We start from the raw sequence: 14412 nt of genomic DNA on the forward strand, positions 1-14412 counted from the left end.
CCGCGTGTGCGGAAGATCGCGGGCGCCGTACGACCGCATCTGGCACATCTGGTGACCGCCACGAAACCGCAGGTCGCGCGGTTGCGGCGAGCGGTGGGACCGCAGCTCGCACGCGTCACGCGCGCGACGGGACCCCGGCTGGCCACCCTGGTCCGCCCCCCTCGACCTCGGTCCCGGACCCTCAGGACCTGGCAGTACACCGCGGGCGCCGCCACGGCCGGGCTCGCGCTGGCCGCCGGTGTGGTGACCGCGGCGGGCCCCTGGGACGCCAACGGTCAGCGTACGGCCGAGCGGGACCGGGCCGCCGCCCTGGAACGGACGGGTGGCACAGATCACGGCTCCGGTGCGGACTCCGTCACAGCCGACGGCGAGCCCAGCCCGGCGCCCAGCGCCGGCGCCGTCCTGACGGGCCTGGACGGCGCCACGAACACCGTGAAGTCGGCGCCCGCCGGAAAGTCCGTCGGAATCTCCGGAACGGCCGTCACGCACCTCCTGGGGCCCCTGCTGAAGGACCCGGCACTCGGCAGCACCCGCGCCGCCGTGGTCGTCGACGTGGCCACCGGCAGCCGCCTGTACGGCTCCGGCGCCGACACCGCCCTCACCCCCGCCTCCACCACCAAGATCGCCACCGCCGTGGCCGCCCTCTCCGCCCTCGGCCCCGACCACCGCATCACCACGCGCGTGGCCCTCGAACCCGGCACCAGGGAAGTCGTCCTGATCGGCGGCGGCGACCCCACCCTGACCGCCCGCAAGGACGCGGCCGGCTGGGCCAGCCTGCGCACGCTCGCCACCGAGACGGCGAGATCGCTGACCGCGCGGGGCATCAAACAGATCACGCTCTCGTACGACACCACGCTCTACTCCGGCCCCGACCTGCACGCCATCGGCGTCAACGACAACCTCGCGCGCGTGAGCCCCCTGATGGCCGACGAGGGCCGGACCAACGACTCCGTCGAGGGACCGGTGCTCCGGGTGAGCGACCCGGCGGCCGACGCGGCACGGAAGTTCGCGGGCTTCCTGGCGGACGCCGGCATCAAGACCTCGTCCCCCGGCACCTCCAAGGCGAGCAGCCGGGCCGAGACCCTCGCCACCGTGTCCTCGCCGCCGCTCTCCTCGATCGTCGAGCGGATGCTGACCAACAGCGACAACGACATCGCCGAGGCCCTGGCCCGCCAGACGGCGCTCGCGAGCGGCAAGGCGGCCGGCTTCGACGGGGGAGCGGCCGCGATCGAGGCCCAGCTGACCAAGCTGGGCCTGCCGATGGCCGGCGCCTCCTTCCACGACGGCAGCGGACTGGACCGCGACGACCGGCTGACCGCGAACCTGCTCACCGCCCTCCTCGTCAAGGCCGCCGACGTGGACCGGCCGGGCCTGCGCGCGGTCCTCACCGGCCTCCCCGTCGCCCACTTCACGGGCACCCTCGCCGGCCGCTACACGGACGGCGCAGCCGGCGTCGTACGCGCGAAGACCGGCACCCTCACCGGCGTCAACACCCTCGCGGGCACCGTCGTCGACAAGGACGGCCGCCTCCTGGCCTTCGCCTTCCTCACCTCGAACACGACCAACCCGGCAGCGGCCCAGGCGGCCCTGGACAAGACGGCGACGGCGCTGGCGGGCCTGTAACCGCCGACCGCATCGTCTCAACCACCGTGGGGGTGGGCACGGCCGGCAGCGCCGGGCGCCGCGGAACCAGGACCGCCCCTGCCCACGCAAGCCCCCCGACCCGACCCCACCACACAAGTCACGCCAACCTCACCAACCCCCACGGCCTGCCCCAAGCGGTAGCGCTAACGTACGGTTGACGCATGACGAGCATCGGTGGCGCTGCTTCTTCTGGGATGGTCGACTGGAATCTCGCGGTGGCGACCGCGACCCGGCTCGTGCGGCCGGGACCCGAGGTGAGCCGCGACGAGGCCCGGAGCATCGTCGCGGAACTGCGGCGGCACGCGAAGGCCTCGGAGGAACACGTCCGGGGCTTCACTCGTATGGGGACCGACGACGTCCACGACACACCCGTTCTGGTGGTGGACAGGCCCGGCTGGGTCAAGGCGAACGTCGCCGGGTTCCGTGAACTCCTCAAGCCGCTGCTCGAGAAGATGCAGGAGCGGCGCGCCGGCAGCCCCGGCGGGGCGGTCCTCGGCGCGGTCGGCGGCAAGGTCACCGGCGTGGAACTCGGCATGCTGCTGTCGTTCCTGTCGTCCCGGGTCCTCGGCCAGTACGAGACCTTCGCCCCCTCCTCCCGCGACCTGCCTGCGGACGAGAACGGCGGCGGCCGGCTGCTGCTCGTCGCCCCGAACATCGTCCACGTGGAGCGCGAACTCGACGTCCAGCCCCACGACTTCCGTCTGTGGGTGTGCCTCCACGAGGAGACGCACCGCACCCAGTTCACGGCGGTGCCCTGGCTGCGCGCCCATCTGGAGGGCGAGATCCAGTCGTTCCTCTCGGAGACCGACGTCGACCCGATGACCGTCCTCGAACGCATCCGGGACGCCGCCCAGTCCCTCGCCGGGAGCCGCCCCGAGGCCGAGGAGGACGACGGCGGACGGTCGTTCGTCGAACTCGTGCAGACCCCGGCCCAGCGCGAGATCCTCGGCCGGCTCACCGCCGTCATGTCCCTCCTGGAGGGCCACGCCGACTTCGTCATGGACGGCGTCGGACCCGCGGTCGTGCCGACCGTCGCCGAAATCCGCGAGAAGTTCCAGCAGCGGCGCGCCAAGGGCGCCTCCCGCCTCGACACGACCCTGCGCAAGCTGCTCGGCCTGGATGCCAAACTCCGTCAGTACCGGGACGGCGAACGCTTCGTGCGGGCCGTCGTCGAGCAGGTCGGCATGGACGGCTTCAACCGGGTGTGGACCTCCCCGAACACCCTGCCGACCAAGACGGAGATCGCCAAACCGGCGGACTGGGTCGCGCGGGTGCACCGCAAGGCCGAGTCGTGAACCAGCGGATGTGTGGTGAACGGAGACCGGCCGACGGCAGGCGAACGCCCCTCCAATCACCCGTCCGAGGGACCGTGAGCGATGGGTAGGCGTGCGATGCTCGGGGAACGGCCCGTTTCTGTCACCATCTACATACTCTGAGTGACCGATCTCGGGCTCACCCCCCGAAAACTTCATGAAGGGAACCGGACATGGGTCCCCATCCTGCGGTCGCGGCGATACGCCTGGCGGTCCGCCGCGTCCTCCACGACATCCTCACCGACGACAGCCGCCACAGCCGTACCGCCGGTGAGCGTGCCGGTGGGCGCATCGGCGTGCGCCTCGCGCGCCCTGCCGGCGGCGTCCCGGAGATCGCCGAGATCCCGGAGCAGACACCGAACGAGCGGCCCCCCTCCCCGCTCGTCCTCGTCGCGTGCTCCGGCGGCGCCGACTCCATGGCGCTCGCCTCCGCCCTCGCCTTCGAGGCCCCCAAGCTCGGCATCCGCGCGGGTGGCATCACCGTCGACCACGGCCTGCAGCCCGGTTCCGACCTGCGCGCCGAGGAGGTCGTCCTGCGGCTGCGCGAACTCGGCCTCGACCCGGTCGAGTCCATCACCGTGACCGTCGGCCGGGACGGCGGACCCGAGGCCGCCGCCCGCGACGCCCGCTACGCCGCCCTGGACGCGTCGCTGGAGAGGCACGGCGGCGCCGCGATCCTGCTCGGCCACACCAGAGACGACCAGGCCGAAACCGTCCTGCTCGGCCTCGCCCGCGGCTCCGGCATCCGCTCCCTGTCAGGAATGGCCGCGGTCTCGGGGGCCGGCGGCCGTTACCGCCGCCCCTTCCTCCAGCTGGACCGGCAGACCGCCCGCAAGGCCTGCATGGTCCAGGCCCTCCCCGTCTGGGACGATCCTCACAACGCGGACCCGGCCTACACCCGCTCCCGGCTCCGCCACGAGGGCCTGCCCGCCCTGGAGAAGGCCCTCGGCAAGGGCGTCGTCGAGGCGCTCGCCCGCACCGCCCAGCTCTCCCGCGACGACGCCGACGCCCTGGACACCTGGGCCAGCCAGGCCGAGGCCTCCGTACGGGACGCCGCGGGCCTGCTGGAGTGCGCCAAGCTCTACGCCCTGCCCCCGGCGGTACGCCGCCGGATCCTGCGCCGCGCCGCCATCGCGGCGGGCGCACCGGCCGGTTCCCTGTTCGCCCGGCACATCGAGGAAGTCGACCGCCTCATCACCGGCTGGCGAGGCCAGGGGGCCATCAATCTCCCCGGCAAAGTCGTCGCCCAGCGCCAGGGTGGCAGACTGGTGATTCGGCAAGGCTGAATCCCGACCTCCCGGAGGGCTCCTCCGAAGAGGTGGGTAGGCCGGTGGGACGACCGACCGAAAGTGATGCGGGTGGACGCGAAAGACATGGGTGCCGACCTCCAGGCGGTGCTCATCACCAAGGAAGAGATCGACGCGAAGCTGGCCGAGCTGGCCGCGAAGATCGACGCGGAGTACGCGGGCAAGGACCTGCTCATCGTCGGCGTCCTCAAGGGCGCCGTGATGGTCATGGCGGACCTCGCCCGGGCGCTGTCCACCCCCGTCACCATGGACTGGATGGCCGTGTCCTCGTACGGCGCGGGCACCCAGTCCTCCGGTGTGGTGCGGATCCTCAAGGACCTCGACACCGACATCAAGGGCCGGCACGTCCTGATCGTCGAGGACATCATCGACTCGGGCCTGACCCTGTCGTGGCTGATCAACAACCTCGGTTCCCGCGAGCCCGAGAGTCTGAAGATCTGCACCCTGCTGCGCAAGCCGGACGCGGCCAAGGTGGCCATCGACGTCGAGTGGGTCGGCTTCGACATCCCCAACGAGTTCGTCGTCGGCTACGGCCTCGACTACGCCGAGAAGTACCGCAATCTTCCGTTCGTCGGTACGCTCGCGCCCCACGTCTACGGCGGCTGAACCCCGGCTGATACGCCGCAGGGTCCACTTACGTAAGACGATCGGGAACCCCAGCGGGTTTCGCGCCGTTGGAGCATGCAGAGACGGGTTTCACCAGTCGTCCGCGCAGCTTCGTGCGGCTTCGGGCCACAATGCTGGGGTACCGTCAGAAGAACTGTCTTATCAAACTCACTATGGCAGGAGGGACGGGGCGACACCGCTCCGTATGGATGGACGTGAAGCGATACTTCCGTGGGCCGGTCATGTGGATCGTGCTGGCCGTCCTTGCCGTGGTCGTGTTGATGCAGGTCGTCGGCTCGTCCGGCGGCTACAAGACGGTGGACACCGGCCAGGTCGTGGCGGCGATCAATGACAACAAGGTGGAATCGGCGAAGCTGACCACCGGTGACGAGCAGACCATCAAGGTCACGCTCAAGAACGGCGAAAAGGTCGAGGGCAGCTCGAAGATCCAGGCGAGCTACATCGGCGACCAGGGCGTCACCCTCGCCAACACGCTGCAGACCAAGTACCAGGACAAGCAGATCCCCGACGGCTACACCGTCGCGCCGACCAAGCAGAACGCCTTCGTCAGCGTCCTGCTCTCCCTGCTGCCCTTCGTCCTCATCGTGGTCGTCTTCCTGTTCCTGATGAACCAGATGCAGGGTGGCGGCTCCCGGGTCATGAACTTCGGCAAGTCCAAGGCGAAGCTCATCACCAAGGACACCCCGAAGACGACCTTCTCGGACGTCGCGGGCTGCGACGAGGCCGTCGAGGAACTCCACGAGATCAAGGAGTTCCTGCAGGAGCCGGCCAAGTTCCAGGCCGTCGGCGCCAAGATCCCCAAGGGCGTGCTCCTCTACGGCCGTCCCGGCACTGGCAAGACGCTCCTCGCGCGCGCCGTCGCCGGCGAGGCGGGCGTCCCCTTCTACTCGATCTCCGGTTCCGACTTCGTCGAGATGTTCGTCGGTGTCGGTGCCTCACGAGTCCGCGACCTCTTCGAGCAGGCCAAGGCGAACGCCCCGGCGATCGTCTTCGTCGACGAGATCGACGCGGTCGGCCGGCACCGCGGCGCCGGCCTCGGCGGTGGTCACGACGAGCGCGAGCAGACGCTGAACCAGCTGCTCGTCGAGATGGACGGCTTCGACGTCAAGGGCGGTGTGATTCTCATCGCCGCGACGAACCGGCCCGACATCCTCGACCCGGCGCTGCTGCGCCCCGGCCGCTTCGACCGCCAGATCGCGGTCGACCCGCCGGACCTGCAGGGCCGTCTGGAGATCCTCAAGGTCCACCAGAAGGGCAAGCCGGTCGCGCCCGACGTCGACCTCGCGGCGGTCGCCCGCCGCACCCCGGGCTTCACCGGCGCGGACCTGTCGAACGTGCTGAACGAGGCGGCGCTGCTCACGGCCCGCAGCGACCGCAAGCTCATCGACAACCAGATGCTCGACGAGGCGATCGACCGCGTGGTCGCGGGCCCGCAGAAGCGGACCCGGATCATGTCGGACAAGGAGAAGAAGATCACCGCGTACCACGAGGGCGGCCACGCCCTGGTCGCGGCGGCTTCCCCGAACTCCGACCCGGTCCACAAGATCACGATCCTGTCCCGCGGCCGCGCTCTCGGCTACACGATGGTCCTGCCGGACGAGGACAAGTACTCGACCACGCGCAACGAGATGCTCGACCAGCTCGCCTACATGCTGGGCGGCCGCGCGGCCGAGGAACTGGTCTTCCACGACCCGACCACCGGCGCCGCCAACGACATCGAGAAGGCCACGGCCACCGCCCGTGCGATGGTCACGCAGTACGGCATGACCGAGCGTCTCGGCGCGATCAAGTTCGGCGGCGACAACACCGAGCCCTTCCTCGGCCGTGAGATGTCCCACCAGCGCGACTACTCGGAAGAGGTCGCCGCCCTGGTGGACGAGGAAGTCAAGAAGCTCATCGAGAACGCTCATAACGAAGCCTGGGAGATCCTGGTCGAGAACCGCGACGTCCTCGACAACCTGGTGCTCCAGCTCCTGGAGAAGGAGACCCTGGGCAAGGAGGAGATCGCCGAGATCTTCTCCGCCATCGTCAAGCGCCCGGCCCGGCCCGCCTGGACCGGATCCTCCCGCCGTACGCCGTCCACCCGCCCGCCGGTGCTCTCCCCGAAGGAGCTCGCACTGACCAACGGGACCAACGGCGCCACCGCGGCGATCAGCACCGCCAAGGCCACGGCGGCCGAATCCGCCCCCGCGGTCGAGAGGGCTCCCGAGGACCGCCCCGAGAGCTGACTCACACCGGTCTCATCTGGCTCGGAATGGATGCCGCGCCCCCCAGGACCTAGCCTGGGGGGCGCGGCATTTCCGTAATGCCTGTACATGAGGCGCGTGATCCACATGTGCCCACCCCGAGGAACGAGGCACCCCAGATGACCGACCCCGTGACCCTGGACGGCGAAGGCACCATCGGCGAGTTCGACGAGAAGCGCGCCGAGAACGCCGTACGCGAACTCCTCATCGCGGTCGGCGAGGACCCGGACCGCGAGGGATTGCGGGAGACTCCGGCGCGGGTGGCACGGGCGTACCGCGAGCTTCTTGCCGGGAACCACCAGGAACCCGAAGAGGTCCTGACGACGACGTTCGATCTCGGCCACGACGAGATGGTCCTGGTCAAGGACATCGAGATCGTCAGCCTGTGCGAGCATCACATGCTGCCGTTCCACGGCGTGGCCCATGTCGGTTACATCCCGGCGGAGACCGGCAAGATCACGGGTCTGTCGAAGCTGGCGCGTCTGGTCGAGGTGTTCGCCCGCCGTCTCCAGGTGCAGGAGCGACTCACCACGCAGGTCGCGGACTCGCTCATGCGGATCCTGGAGGCACGGGGCGTGATCGTCGTGGTCGAGGCCGAGCACATGTGCATGTCGGTACGCGGGATCCGCAAGCCGGGAGCCAAGACGACGACGTCGGCGGTGCGTGGTCAGCTCAGGGACGCCACGACCCGCGCCGAGGCGATGAGCCTGATACTGGCGCGCTGACCTGGCCGGGCTAGGCGCGGCTCAGGCGACCGGCTCGGCCCCGCTGTGGTTGTTGTCGTCGTCCTCCGGGAGCTTGCACACCCGTTCCAGGAAGAGGGCCGCCGCTATCACGCCGATGCCGGCGACGACCGAGAAGGCGGCGTAGAGGGCCTGGTCGCGGCGGGTGGGGAGGTCGAGGAGCTCCAGGAGGACGACGCCGGTGCCGCCGTACATGCCGGCGACGAGGGCGGCGACGAGGGCGCTCGCCTGGCCGAAGACGACCGCGCGGGCCGCCATCAGGGGGTCGACGCCCTTGGCGCCGGGGCGGCGCTCGCGCTGGGCCTTGAGACGGGCGCGCAGGGACAGCGCGGTGGAGAGCAGGACCACGGCGATCAGCGCGAGGACGATCGGGGCGGCCACCGGCACGCTGGGCAGGGTCCCCACCGCGTTCCACAGGCGGGCGGCCGCCCAGGACAGCACTCCGGCCACGACGAAGACACCGGCCAGCACCCTGATCCGCAGCTCTTTCACTGTTTTCCTTCAGCTCCCCCGCAGCGATGTGGTCGTCTCGACCTTAACGACTACTCGGGCAGTCGGAGTTCCAGGTCCCCGCGCGCTTCCACACCGTGCCGGGTGACGGCGGCCAGCAGCTCCGCGACCGTGCCGCGGCCGGGCAGCAGGGCCTCGGGGTCGATGTCGTACCAGGGGGCCAGTACGAAGGCGCGCTCGTGGGCGCGTGGGTGCGGGAGGGTGAGGTGCGGGTCGTCGGAGACGACGTCGGCGTACGCGACGATGTCGACGTCGAGGGTGCGCGGGCCCCAGTGCTCGTCCCGCACCCGGTTGAACGCCTCCTCGACCGCGTGTGCCCGCTCCAGCAGGGAGGACGGCGGGAGGGTGGTCTTCAGCACCACGATCGCGTTGTAGTACGTCGGCTGGCTGCCGGGCTCGACGCCCCACGGCTCCGTCTCGTACACCGGCGACACGGCCTTGATGCGGACGCCCGGGGTGTCCTCCAGGGCGTCGACGGCGCCCTGGAGGGTCTCCAGGCGGTTGCCGAGGTTGGAGCCGAGGGCGACCACGGCTCGTTTGGGGTTGGACAGGGTGGTGTCGGCGGCGTCGACCTGTTCGACGACGGAGGCGGGCACCGGCTGGACGGTCGGGTCGCTGGGACCCCGCAGGGAGGATGCGGTCATACTCGGCTCCGGGTGATGGTGACGGTGACGTCGTCGAAGGGGACCGTGATGGGCGCGTCCGGCTTGTGGACCTGGACCTCGACCTCTCTTACCCCCTCGTGCTTGAGGCAGACCTGGGCGATCCGCTCGGCGAGCGTCTCGATCAGGTTCACCGGCTCCCCCTCGACCACGGCGACGACCTCCTCGGCCACGACGCCGTAGTGCACGGTCTTCGTCAGGTCGTCGTCGGCCGCCGCGGGCCGGGTGTCCAGGCCAAGGACGAGGTCCACGATGAAGGTCTGGCCCTCCTCGCGCTCCTTGGGGAAGACACCGTGGTGCCCGCGGGCCCTGAGGCCGCGCAGCGCGACACGATCCACGCGAATCACTCCTGCAATCGTCGGTGTGGCGGCCGGGCCGCACCGGGTGCGGGCGATGCACCGGCCACACACGAATCTACCTGCGGGCACTGACAGAGCCGGGGTACGAGGCGTGGGGTTCGCCCGGGTGCGGCAGGGTTCATCGGGTGTTTTCCCTGGAGAACCCGGCGGCTCATGGGCCGGTAGCCGTGGCTACCCGCGAGTTCGTGATTCCAGCCACTTCTTGGGCCGCCAGGGGCCAGGAGGGGCCCGGAAGAGCCCGGAAGGGTGTCCTCGCGGTCAGGAGGGTGTGTCGTCCTCCTCGTCCTCGTCGGTCTCGGACAGTACCGGGGAGGCGTGGTGGGACCAGAGCTTCCAGCCGTCCCGGGTGCGCCGGAACACGTTCGTGGCGACGACCAGTTGTCCCACCAGCGGGCCGAGTTCCTGGCTGCCCTCGGGGGCCGGGCCGCCGCTGAGGATGTTCTCCGTGCAGGTCACCAGGGCGGTGTCGCCGGTCACGGAGACGTGCACGTCGGTGAGGAAGAACTGGATGTAGTCGGTGTTCGCCATGATCAGCGCGTACGACCGCAGGACCTCGCCGCGGCCGGTCAGCACCGGCCAGCCCGGGTGCACGCAGGAGATCACGCCGCTGTCGGCGGGGTCGTGGTACTCCTCGTCGACGCCCAGGTCGGCGGGGGTGAGCCAGAGAGAGGAGACGGTCTCGAAGTCGCCGTTCTCCAGTGCCTCGTAGAAGGCGGTGTTGGCGGCCTCAACCTGCTCGACGTCGGTGTGGGGGGCGCTCACCGGGCTCCCTCTGCGGGGTGGGGAGGGTTCTGCGCGGCCTCGGTGGCCCGCGCGCCCGGCGCGTCGGTTCCGGCGCGCGCCCCTTCTATGGCGCGCGCGACCCGTACCGCGTCCGCGGTGGCGCGTACCTCGTGCACGCGCACCGCCCACGCGCCGGCGTGCGCCGCGAGTGCCGAGACGGCCGCCGTCGCCGCGTCGCGCTCCCGGGCCGGCGGGGGCGCTCCCTCGGGCCCGGCCAGGACCCGGCCGAGGAACCGCTTGCGGGAGGCGGCGACGAGCAGCGGGTGGCCCAGGGCGTGCAACCGGTCGAGGTGGGCGAGCAGGGTCAGGTCGTGCTCGGAGTTCTTGGAGAAGCCGAGGCCGGGGTCGACGACGACCCGGTCGGGGGAGATGCCGCCGGCCAGCACGGCGTCCACGCGCGCGTGCAGTTCGTCGAGGACCTCGCCGACGACGTCGTCGTACACGCCCTTGACGGTGTCGCCCGCCAGGAAGCCGCGCCAGTGCATGACGACGAAGGGGGCGCCGGAGTCGGCGACGACGGGGATCATGTCGGGGTCAGCGAGGCCGCCGCTGACGTCGTTGACGAGGGCGGCGCCGGCCGCGAGGGCCTGCCGGGCGACGGAGGCGCGCATGGTGTCGACGGAGACGACGACGCCTTCCGAGGCCAGGCCGCGGACGACGGGGATGACCCGGCGCAGTTCCTCGTCCTCGTCGACGCGGGTGGCGCCCGGGCGGGTGGACTCGCCACCGACGTCGACCAGGTCGGCGCCCTGGGCGCCGAGGTCGAGCCCGTGCTTGACGGCGGCCGTCGTGTCGAACCAGCGGCCGCCGTCGGAGAAGGAGTCGGGGGTGACGTTCACGACCCCCATGACCGCGCACCGGTCCCATGCCGGAAGCCCTGTCACCTGGCCACGTCCGCTGTGGTTGCTCATACGTTCAGCGTAGGCCCAGGGCCCCGTGGCCAGCCCCGTGGCCCGAGCGGCGCCCCCAGGGCTGGAGGGGAGGAGCGTCCGCCCGGGCCGGTCATGGGGGTCAGGCCGCCCGTACGCCCTGTTCGGCGATGCTGTGGGCGCACGGCCGGGGGGCGGGTGTCTGACGGCGCAGGAAGCGCGGCAGCGGCAGGGCGAGGCTGACGAAGCCCTCGGCCTGCATGGCGGCGAGCCCGATGCGCGGGAGGTCGCCGGAGGCCCGGTAGACCACGAAGCGCGGCTCCCAGCGGGGCTGGAACTTCGCGTTGAACTTGTACAGCGACTCGATCTGGAACCAGCGGGAGAGGAACACCAGCAGGCCGCGCCAGGCGCGCAGTACCGGCCCGGCGCCGATCTTCTCGCCGCGGGCGAGTGCCGAGCGGAACATCGCGAAGTTGAGCGAGATCCTGGTGATGCCGAGCTTCGGGGCCGCCTGGAGGGCGGCCACGATGAGCAGTTCGTTCATCCCGGGGTCGGCGGAGCGGTCGCGGCGCATCAGGTCGAGGGAGACGCCGTCGGTGCCCCAGGGCACGAAGTGCAGGATCGCCTTGAGGTCGCCGTACTGGCCGGGCGACTCGTCGGCCTTGTGGGCGGTGGCGATCAGGCAGTCGCCGTCGGCGGGGTCGCCGATGCGGCCGAGCGCCATCGAGAAGCCGCGCTCGGTGTCGGTGCCGCGCCAGTCCTCGGCGGCCCGGCGGATGCGGTCCAGTTCGGCCTCGCCGACGTCACGGATGCGCCGTACCCGGGTTTCGTAGCCGGCCCGCTCGATGCGCTTGACCATCTGGCGCACGTTGCGCATCGCGCGTCCGGCGAGCGAGAAATCCGCCACGTCCACCACCGCCTCGTCGCCCAGTTCGAGGGCGTCCAGGCCGGTCTCACGGGTCCACACCTCGCCGCCCGTCTCCGAGCAGCCCATGACGGCGGGGGTCCAGGAGTGGGCCTTGGCCTCGTCCATGAAGCGTTCGATGGCGCCGGGCCAGGCCTCGACGTCGCCGATCGGGTCGCCGCTGGCGAGCATCACGCCGGAGACGACGCGGTAGGTGACCGCCGCCTTGCCGCTGGGGGAGAAGACGACCGCTTTGTCGCGGCGGAGCGCGAAGTGGCCGAGGGAGTCGCGGGCGCCGTGCTTCTCGAGCAGGGCGCGCAACTGGGTCTCGTCCTCCTCGGTGAGGTGGGCGGCGGGGTGTTCGGGGCGGAAGGCGAGGTAGATGGTGGTGACCGCGGTGATCAGGCCGAGGGCGCCGAGGGAGAAGGCGACCGTCCAGGAGGTGGAGCCCTCGTAGTCGACGGGGCCCTCGAAGCCGAACAGGCCGTACAGCACGTGGGTGATGCGGTCGGCCAGGCTGGGGTCGCCGATCGTGCGCTTGGGGTGGGCGCTGACGATGACCAGGCCGAGCGCGAGCGAACCGGCGCTCATGAGCACGAAGTTGGCGAGCGCGCGCCATCTGCTGCGCGGGTCGGGCAGCGCCTTGAACTCGTCGCGGTGGATCACGAGCGGCACGAACAGTGCCAGGGAGATCAGCACGCCGATGACCGAGTGCCGGTACACGAACTGCGACACCGCGCCGGCCGGCAGCAGTGCGACCGCGGCCCGCCACGCCCGGCGCTTGCGCCGCTTGAGCCCGTGCGCGAGCAGCAGCAACAGCACGCCGACGCTGAGCGAGAGCGCGGCGGCGAACGGACCCATCGAGCCGGGCAGTACCTCGGCCATGGCGTGCATACGGCTGTGACGGAAGCGCGGGAACACGCCCGCCGCGATGTCCAGGACGCCCACGACAGCGCACGCCCTGCCGACCAGAGCGGGGACGGCCTCGGGGCGCGGGCCACGGACTATGCGCCGCGCCCGGCTTGATCGGCTCGGAACCTCGCCCGACATTTCCCCATCTATCCTGACAGACATCGCATCCCGTAGTTCTGCGAGAGACCTTGAATCCGGGCCCGATTCGGGCATCCGGCGACATTGCGCCCTCTAGGACGGTGTCTCGGGGGGAGAGGTTCACTCCTCACCGGAAAGCCGGTTCAAAGGCCAGGGAAAGCCCGGGGCAAGCCTCGCTGAAAGCAGCGAAGGCCGCGGGGGAAAGCGCAGGCAGGAAGCACCTCATGGGTCTCACGAGCAATAAATTGCTGGCATTGACGATCTTGTCCGCCGTACTGCTGTTCGTAGGCACGGTGTGGCTGTGGCCCAGGCTGGGCCGTCGGAACTGGCGGGCCGTCAGCGGCCGCGTCGGTCTTCTGCTGGCCACCCAGTTGGCGCTCTTCGCCTGCGTCGGGATAGCCGTCAACCAGGCTTTCGGTTTCTATGCGAGCTGGGCGGACCTGCTCGGCACGGAAACCGACCAGGGCGTCGTCGTCAACCATGCGTCCGGCCCGGTCCAGGTGGTGTCCACGTCGGAGGTGCACGGCATGGGCGGCTCGCTCCCCCGGACGGCCGGTCAGATCCAGCAGGTCGGCATAGTCGGCCGTACCACCCACATCGCCACGCCCGCGTACGTGTACCTGCCGCCGGAGTACTTCCAGCCGCAGTACCGCACGCGTACGTTCCCGGTCGTGGTCGTCCTCAGCGGCTATCCCGGCACCGCGCGGGCGCTGGTCGACAAGCTGCACTACCCGCGCACGGTCCAGCACCTGGTCCGGGACGGGAAGATGCGGCCGACGATCCTGGTGATGCTGCGGCCCACGGTCGCACCGCCCCGGGACACCGAGTGCGTGGACGTCCCGCGCGGCCCGCGGACCGAGACCTTCTTCGCCAGGGACCTGCCCGACGCCGTGCGCGCGCACTACCGGGCCGCCTGGAAGCCGGGCGGCTGGGGGATCGTCGGCGACTCGACGGGCGGGTACTGCGCGCTCAAGCTCGCGATGCACCACCCCGACGTGTACGCGGCCGGAGCCGGGCTCTCCCCGTCGTACAAGGCGCCCATCGACGCCACGACCGGCGACCTCTTCCAGGGCGACCGGGATCTCAAGAACCGCGCGGACCTCTGGTGGTTCCTGAAGCACGAGCCCGCCCCGGACACCTCCCTGCTGGTCACCAGCAGCAAAGTCGGAGAAACCAACTACAAGGCCACGCTGAAATTCATCGCGAGCGTGGAGGCCACGAAGCTGACCCGGATCTCGTCGATCATCCTCGACAGCGGCGGCCACAACTTCAACACCTGGCGCCGCGAGATCCCCGCGACGCTCCAGTGGATCAGCGGCCGGTTGAGCGACCGCTGAGTCCCGGCCCTGCCGGGACCGTGTGAAGACTTCCTTGTCGCTGTGTTTTTACGGCCCG

At 70.7% G+C, this 14412-nt stretch carries 13 protein-coding genes; 7 read left to right on the forward strand and 6 right to left on the reverse strand.

Annotated elements, in window-relative coordinates; translation table 11 throughout:
- Positions 1–6 precede the first annotated feature (6 nt).
- From dacB to folE, 6 genes are all read left to right on the forward strand, one after another.
- Positions 7–1623 carry a D-alanyl-D-alanine carboxypeptidase/D-alanyl-D-alanine-endopeptidase gene (dacB, locus tag ACFY0P_RS42950; protein WP_388926649.1) on the forward strand — a complete coding sequence of 539 codons (1617 nt, stop codon included), beginning with the start codon at positions 7–9 and terminating at the stop codon, positions 1621–1623.
- A gap of 182 nt (positions 1624–1805) precedes the next feature.
- Positions 1806–2939: a zinc-dependent metalloprotease gene (locus tag ACFY0P_RS42955; protein ID WP_388926652.1), complete on the forward strand. Its 1134-nt coding sequence runs from the start codon at positions 1806–1808 to the stop codon at positions 2937–2939.
- A gap of 191 nt (positions 2940–3130) precedes the next feature.
- Entirely contained in the window at positions 3131–4243 is a 1113-nt protein-coding gene (tilS, locus tag ACFY0P_RS42960; RefSeq protein ID WP_388926655.1) for a tRNA lysidine(34) synthetase TilS, read from the forward strand.
- 66 nt (positions 4244–4309) lie between these two features.
- Complete coding sequence (hpt, locus tag ACFY0P_RS42965; protein ID WP_388926752.1) at positions 4310–4870, forward strand: hypoxanthine phosphoribosyltransferase; 561 nt, start codon at positions 4310–4312, stop codon at positions 4868–4870.
- Between the two features lie 209 nt (positions 4871–5079).
- Positions 5080–7119, forward strand: a complete 2040-nt coding sequence (gene ftsH / locus ACFY0P_RS42970) for an ATP-dependent zinc metalloprotease FtsH (protein WP_388926658.1) — start codon at positions 5080–5082, stop codon at positions 7117–7119.
- Positions 7120–7256: 137 nt separating this feature from the next.
- Positions 7257–7862, forward strand: a complete 606-nt coding sequence (gene folE / locus ACFY0P_RS42975) for a GTP cyclohydrolase I FolE (protein ID WP_384048903.1) — start codon at positions 7257–7259, stop codon at positions 7860–7862.
- 21 nt (positions 7863–7883) lie between these two features.
- Here folE and ACFY0P_RS42980 read toward each other — a convergent pair whose 3' ends face one another.
- The 6 genes from ACFY0P_RS42980 to ACFY0P_RS43005 all read right to left on the reverse strand — a co-directional run bounded on the left by ACFY0P_RS42980 (position 7884) and on the right by ACFY0P_RS43005 (position 13017).
- A complete protein-coding gene (locus tag ACFY0P_RS42980) occupies positions 7884–8372 on the reverse strand; it encodes a DUF3180 domain-containing protein (RefSeq protein ID WP_388926662.1) in 489 nt (162 codons plus the stop codon).
- 50 nt (positions 8373–8422) lie between these two features.
- Positions 8423–9034: a 2-amino-4-hydroxy-6-hydroxymethyldihydropteridine diphosphokinase gene (folK, locus tag ACFY0P_RS42985; protein WP_388926665.1), complete on the reverse strand. Its 612-nt coding sequence runs from the start codon at positions 9032–9034 to the stop codon at positions 8423–8425.
- Complete coding sequence (gene folB / locus ACFY0P_RS42990) at positions 9031–9390, reverse strand: dihydroneopterin aldolase (RefSeq protein WP_388926668.1); 360 nt, start codon at positions 9388–9390, stop codon at positions 9031–9033. Before folB ends, folK begins: the two co-directional genes overlap by 4 nt.
- 279 nt (positions 9391–9669) lie before the next feature.
- Positions 9670–10173 carry a nuclear transport factor 2 family protein gene (locus ACFY0P_RS42995; protein WP_089099919.1) on the reverse strand — a complete coding sequence of 168 codons (504 nt, stop codon included), beginning with the start codon at positions 10171–10173 and terminating at the stop codon, positions 9670–9672.
- Positions 10170–11105 carry a dihydropteroate synthase gene (gene folP / locus ACFY0P_RS43000; RefSeq protein WP_388926671.1) on the reverse strand — a complete coding sequence of 312 codons (936 nt, stop codon included), beginning with the start codon at positions 11103–11105 and terminating at the stop codon, positions 10170–10172. Before folP ends, ACFY0P_RS42995 begins: the two co-directional genes overlap by 4 nt.
- Before the next feature lie 100 nt (positions 11106–11205).
- Positions 11206–13017, reverse strand: a complete 1812-nt coding sequence (locus ACFY0P_RS43005) for a phosphatidylglycerol lysyltransferase domain-containing protein (RefSeq protein ID WP_388926674.1) — start codon at positions 13015–13017, stop codon at positions 11206–11208.
- 224 nt (positions 13018–13241) lie between these two features.
- Between ACFY0P_RS43005 and ACFY0P_RS43010 the strand changes: the two genes are divergently transcribed.
- Complete coding sequence (locus ACFY0P_RS43010; protein WP_388926677.1) at positions 13242–14354, forward strand: alpha/beta hydrolase; 1113 nt, start codon at positions 13242–13244, stop codon at positions 14352–14354.
- Positions 14355–14412: the final 58 nt, after the last annotated feature.

Origin of the sequence: Streptomyces sp. NPDC001714 (assembly GCF_042892755.1) — a bacterium.
In the GTDB taxonomy this organism is placed as follows: domain Bacteria; phylum Actinomycetota; class Actinomycetes; order Streptomycetales; family Streptomycetaceae; genus Streptomyces.

Bases quoted from the DNA above. Each gene is read 5' to 3' on its own strand.
- ACFY0P_RS42955 (WP_388926652.1), top strand. From the start codon at position 1,806: ATGACGAGCATCGGTGGCGCTGCTTCTTCTGGGATGGTCGACTGGAAT.
- tilS (WP_388926655.1), top strand. From the start codon at position 3,131: ATGGGTCCCCATCCTGCGGTCGCGGCGATACGCCTGGCGGTCCGCCGC.
- hpt (WP_388926752.1), top strand. From the start codon at position 4,310: ATGCGGGTGGACGCGAAAGACATGGGTGCCGACCTCCAGGCGGTGCTC.
- ftsH (WP_388926658.1), top strand. From the start codon at position 5,080: ATGGACGTGAAGCGATACTTCCGTGGGCCGGTCATGTGGATCGTGCTG.
- folE (WP_384048903.1), top strand. From the start codon at position 7,257: ATGACCGACCCCGTGACCCTGGACGGCGAAGGCACCATCGGCGAGTTC.
- folK (WP_388926665.1), bottom strand. From the start codon at position 9,034: ATGACCGCATCCTCCCTGCGGGGTCCCAGCGACCCGACCGTCCAGCCG.
- folP (WP_388926671.1), bottom strand. From the start codon at position 11,105: ATGAGCAACCACAGCGGACGTGGCCAGGTGACAGGGCTTCCGGCATGG.
- ACFY0P_RS43005 (WP_388926674.1), bottom strand. From the start codon at position 13,017: ATGTCGGGCGAGGTTCCGAGCCGATCAAGCCGGGCGCGGCGCATAGTC.
- ACFY0P_RS43010 (WP_388926677.1), top strand. From the start codon at position 13,242: ATGGGTCTCACGAGCAATAAATTGCTGGCATTGACGATCTTGTCCGCC.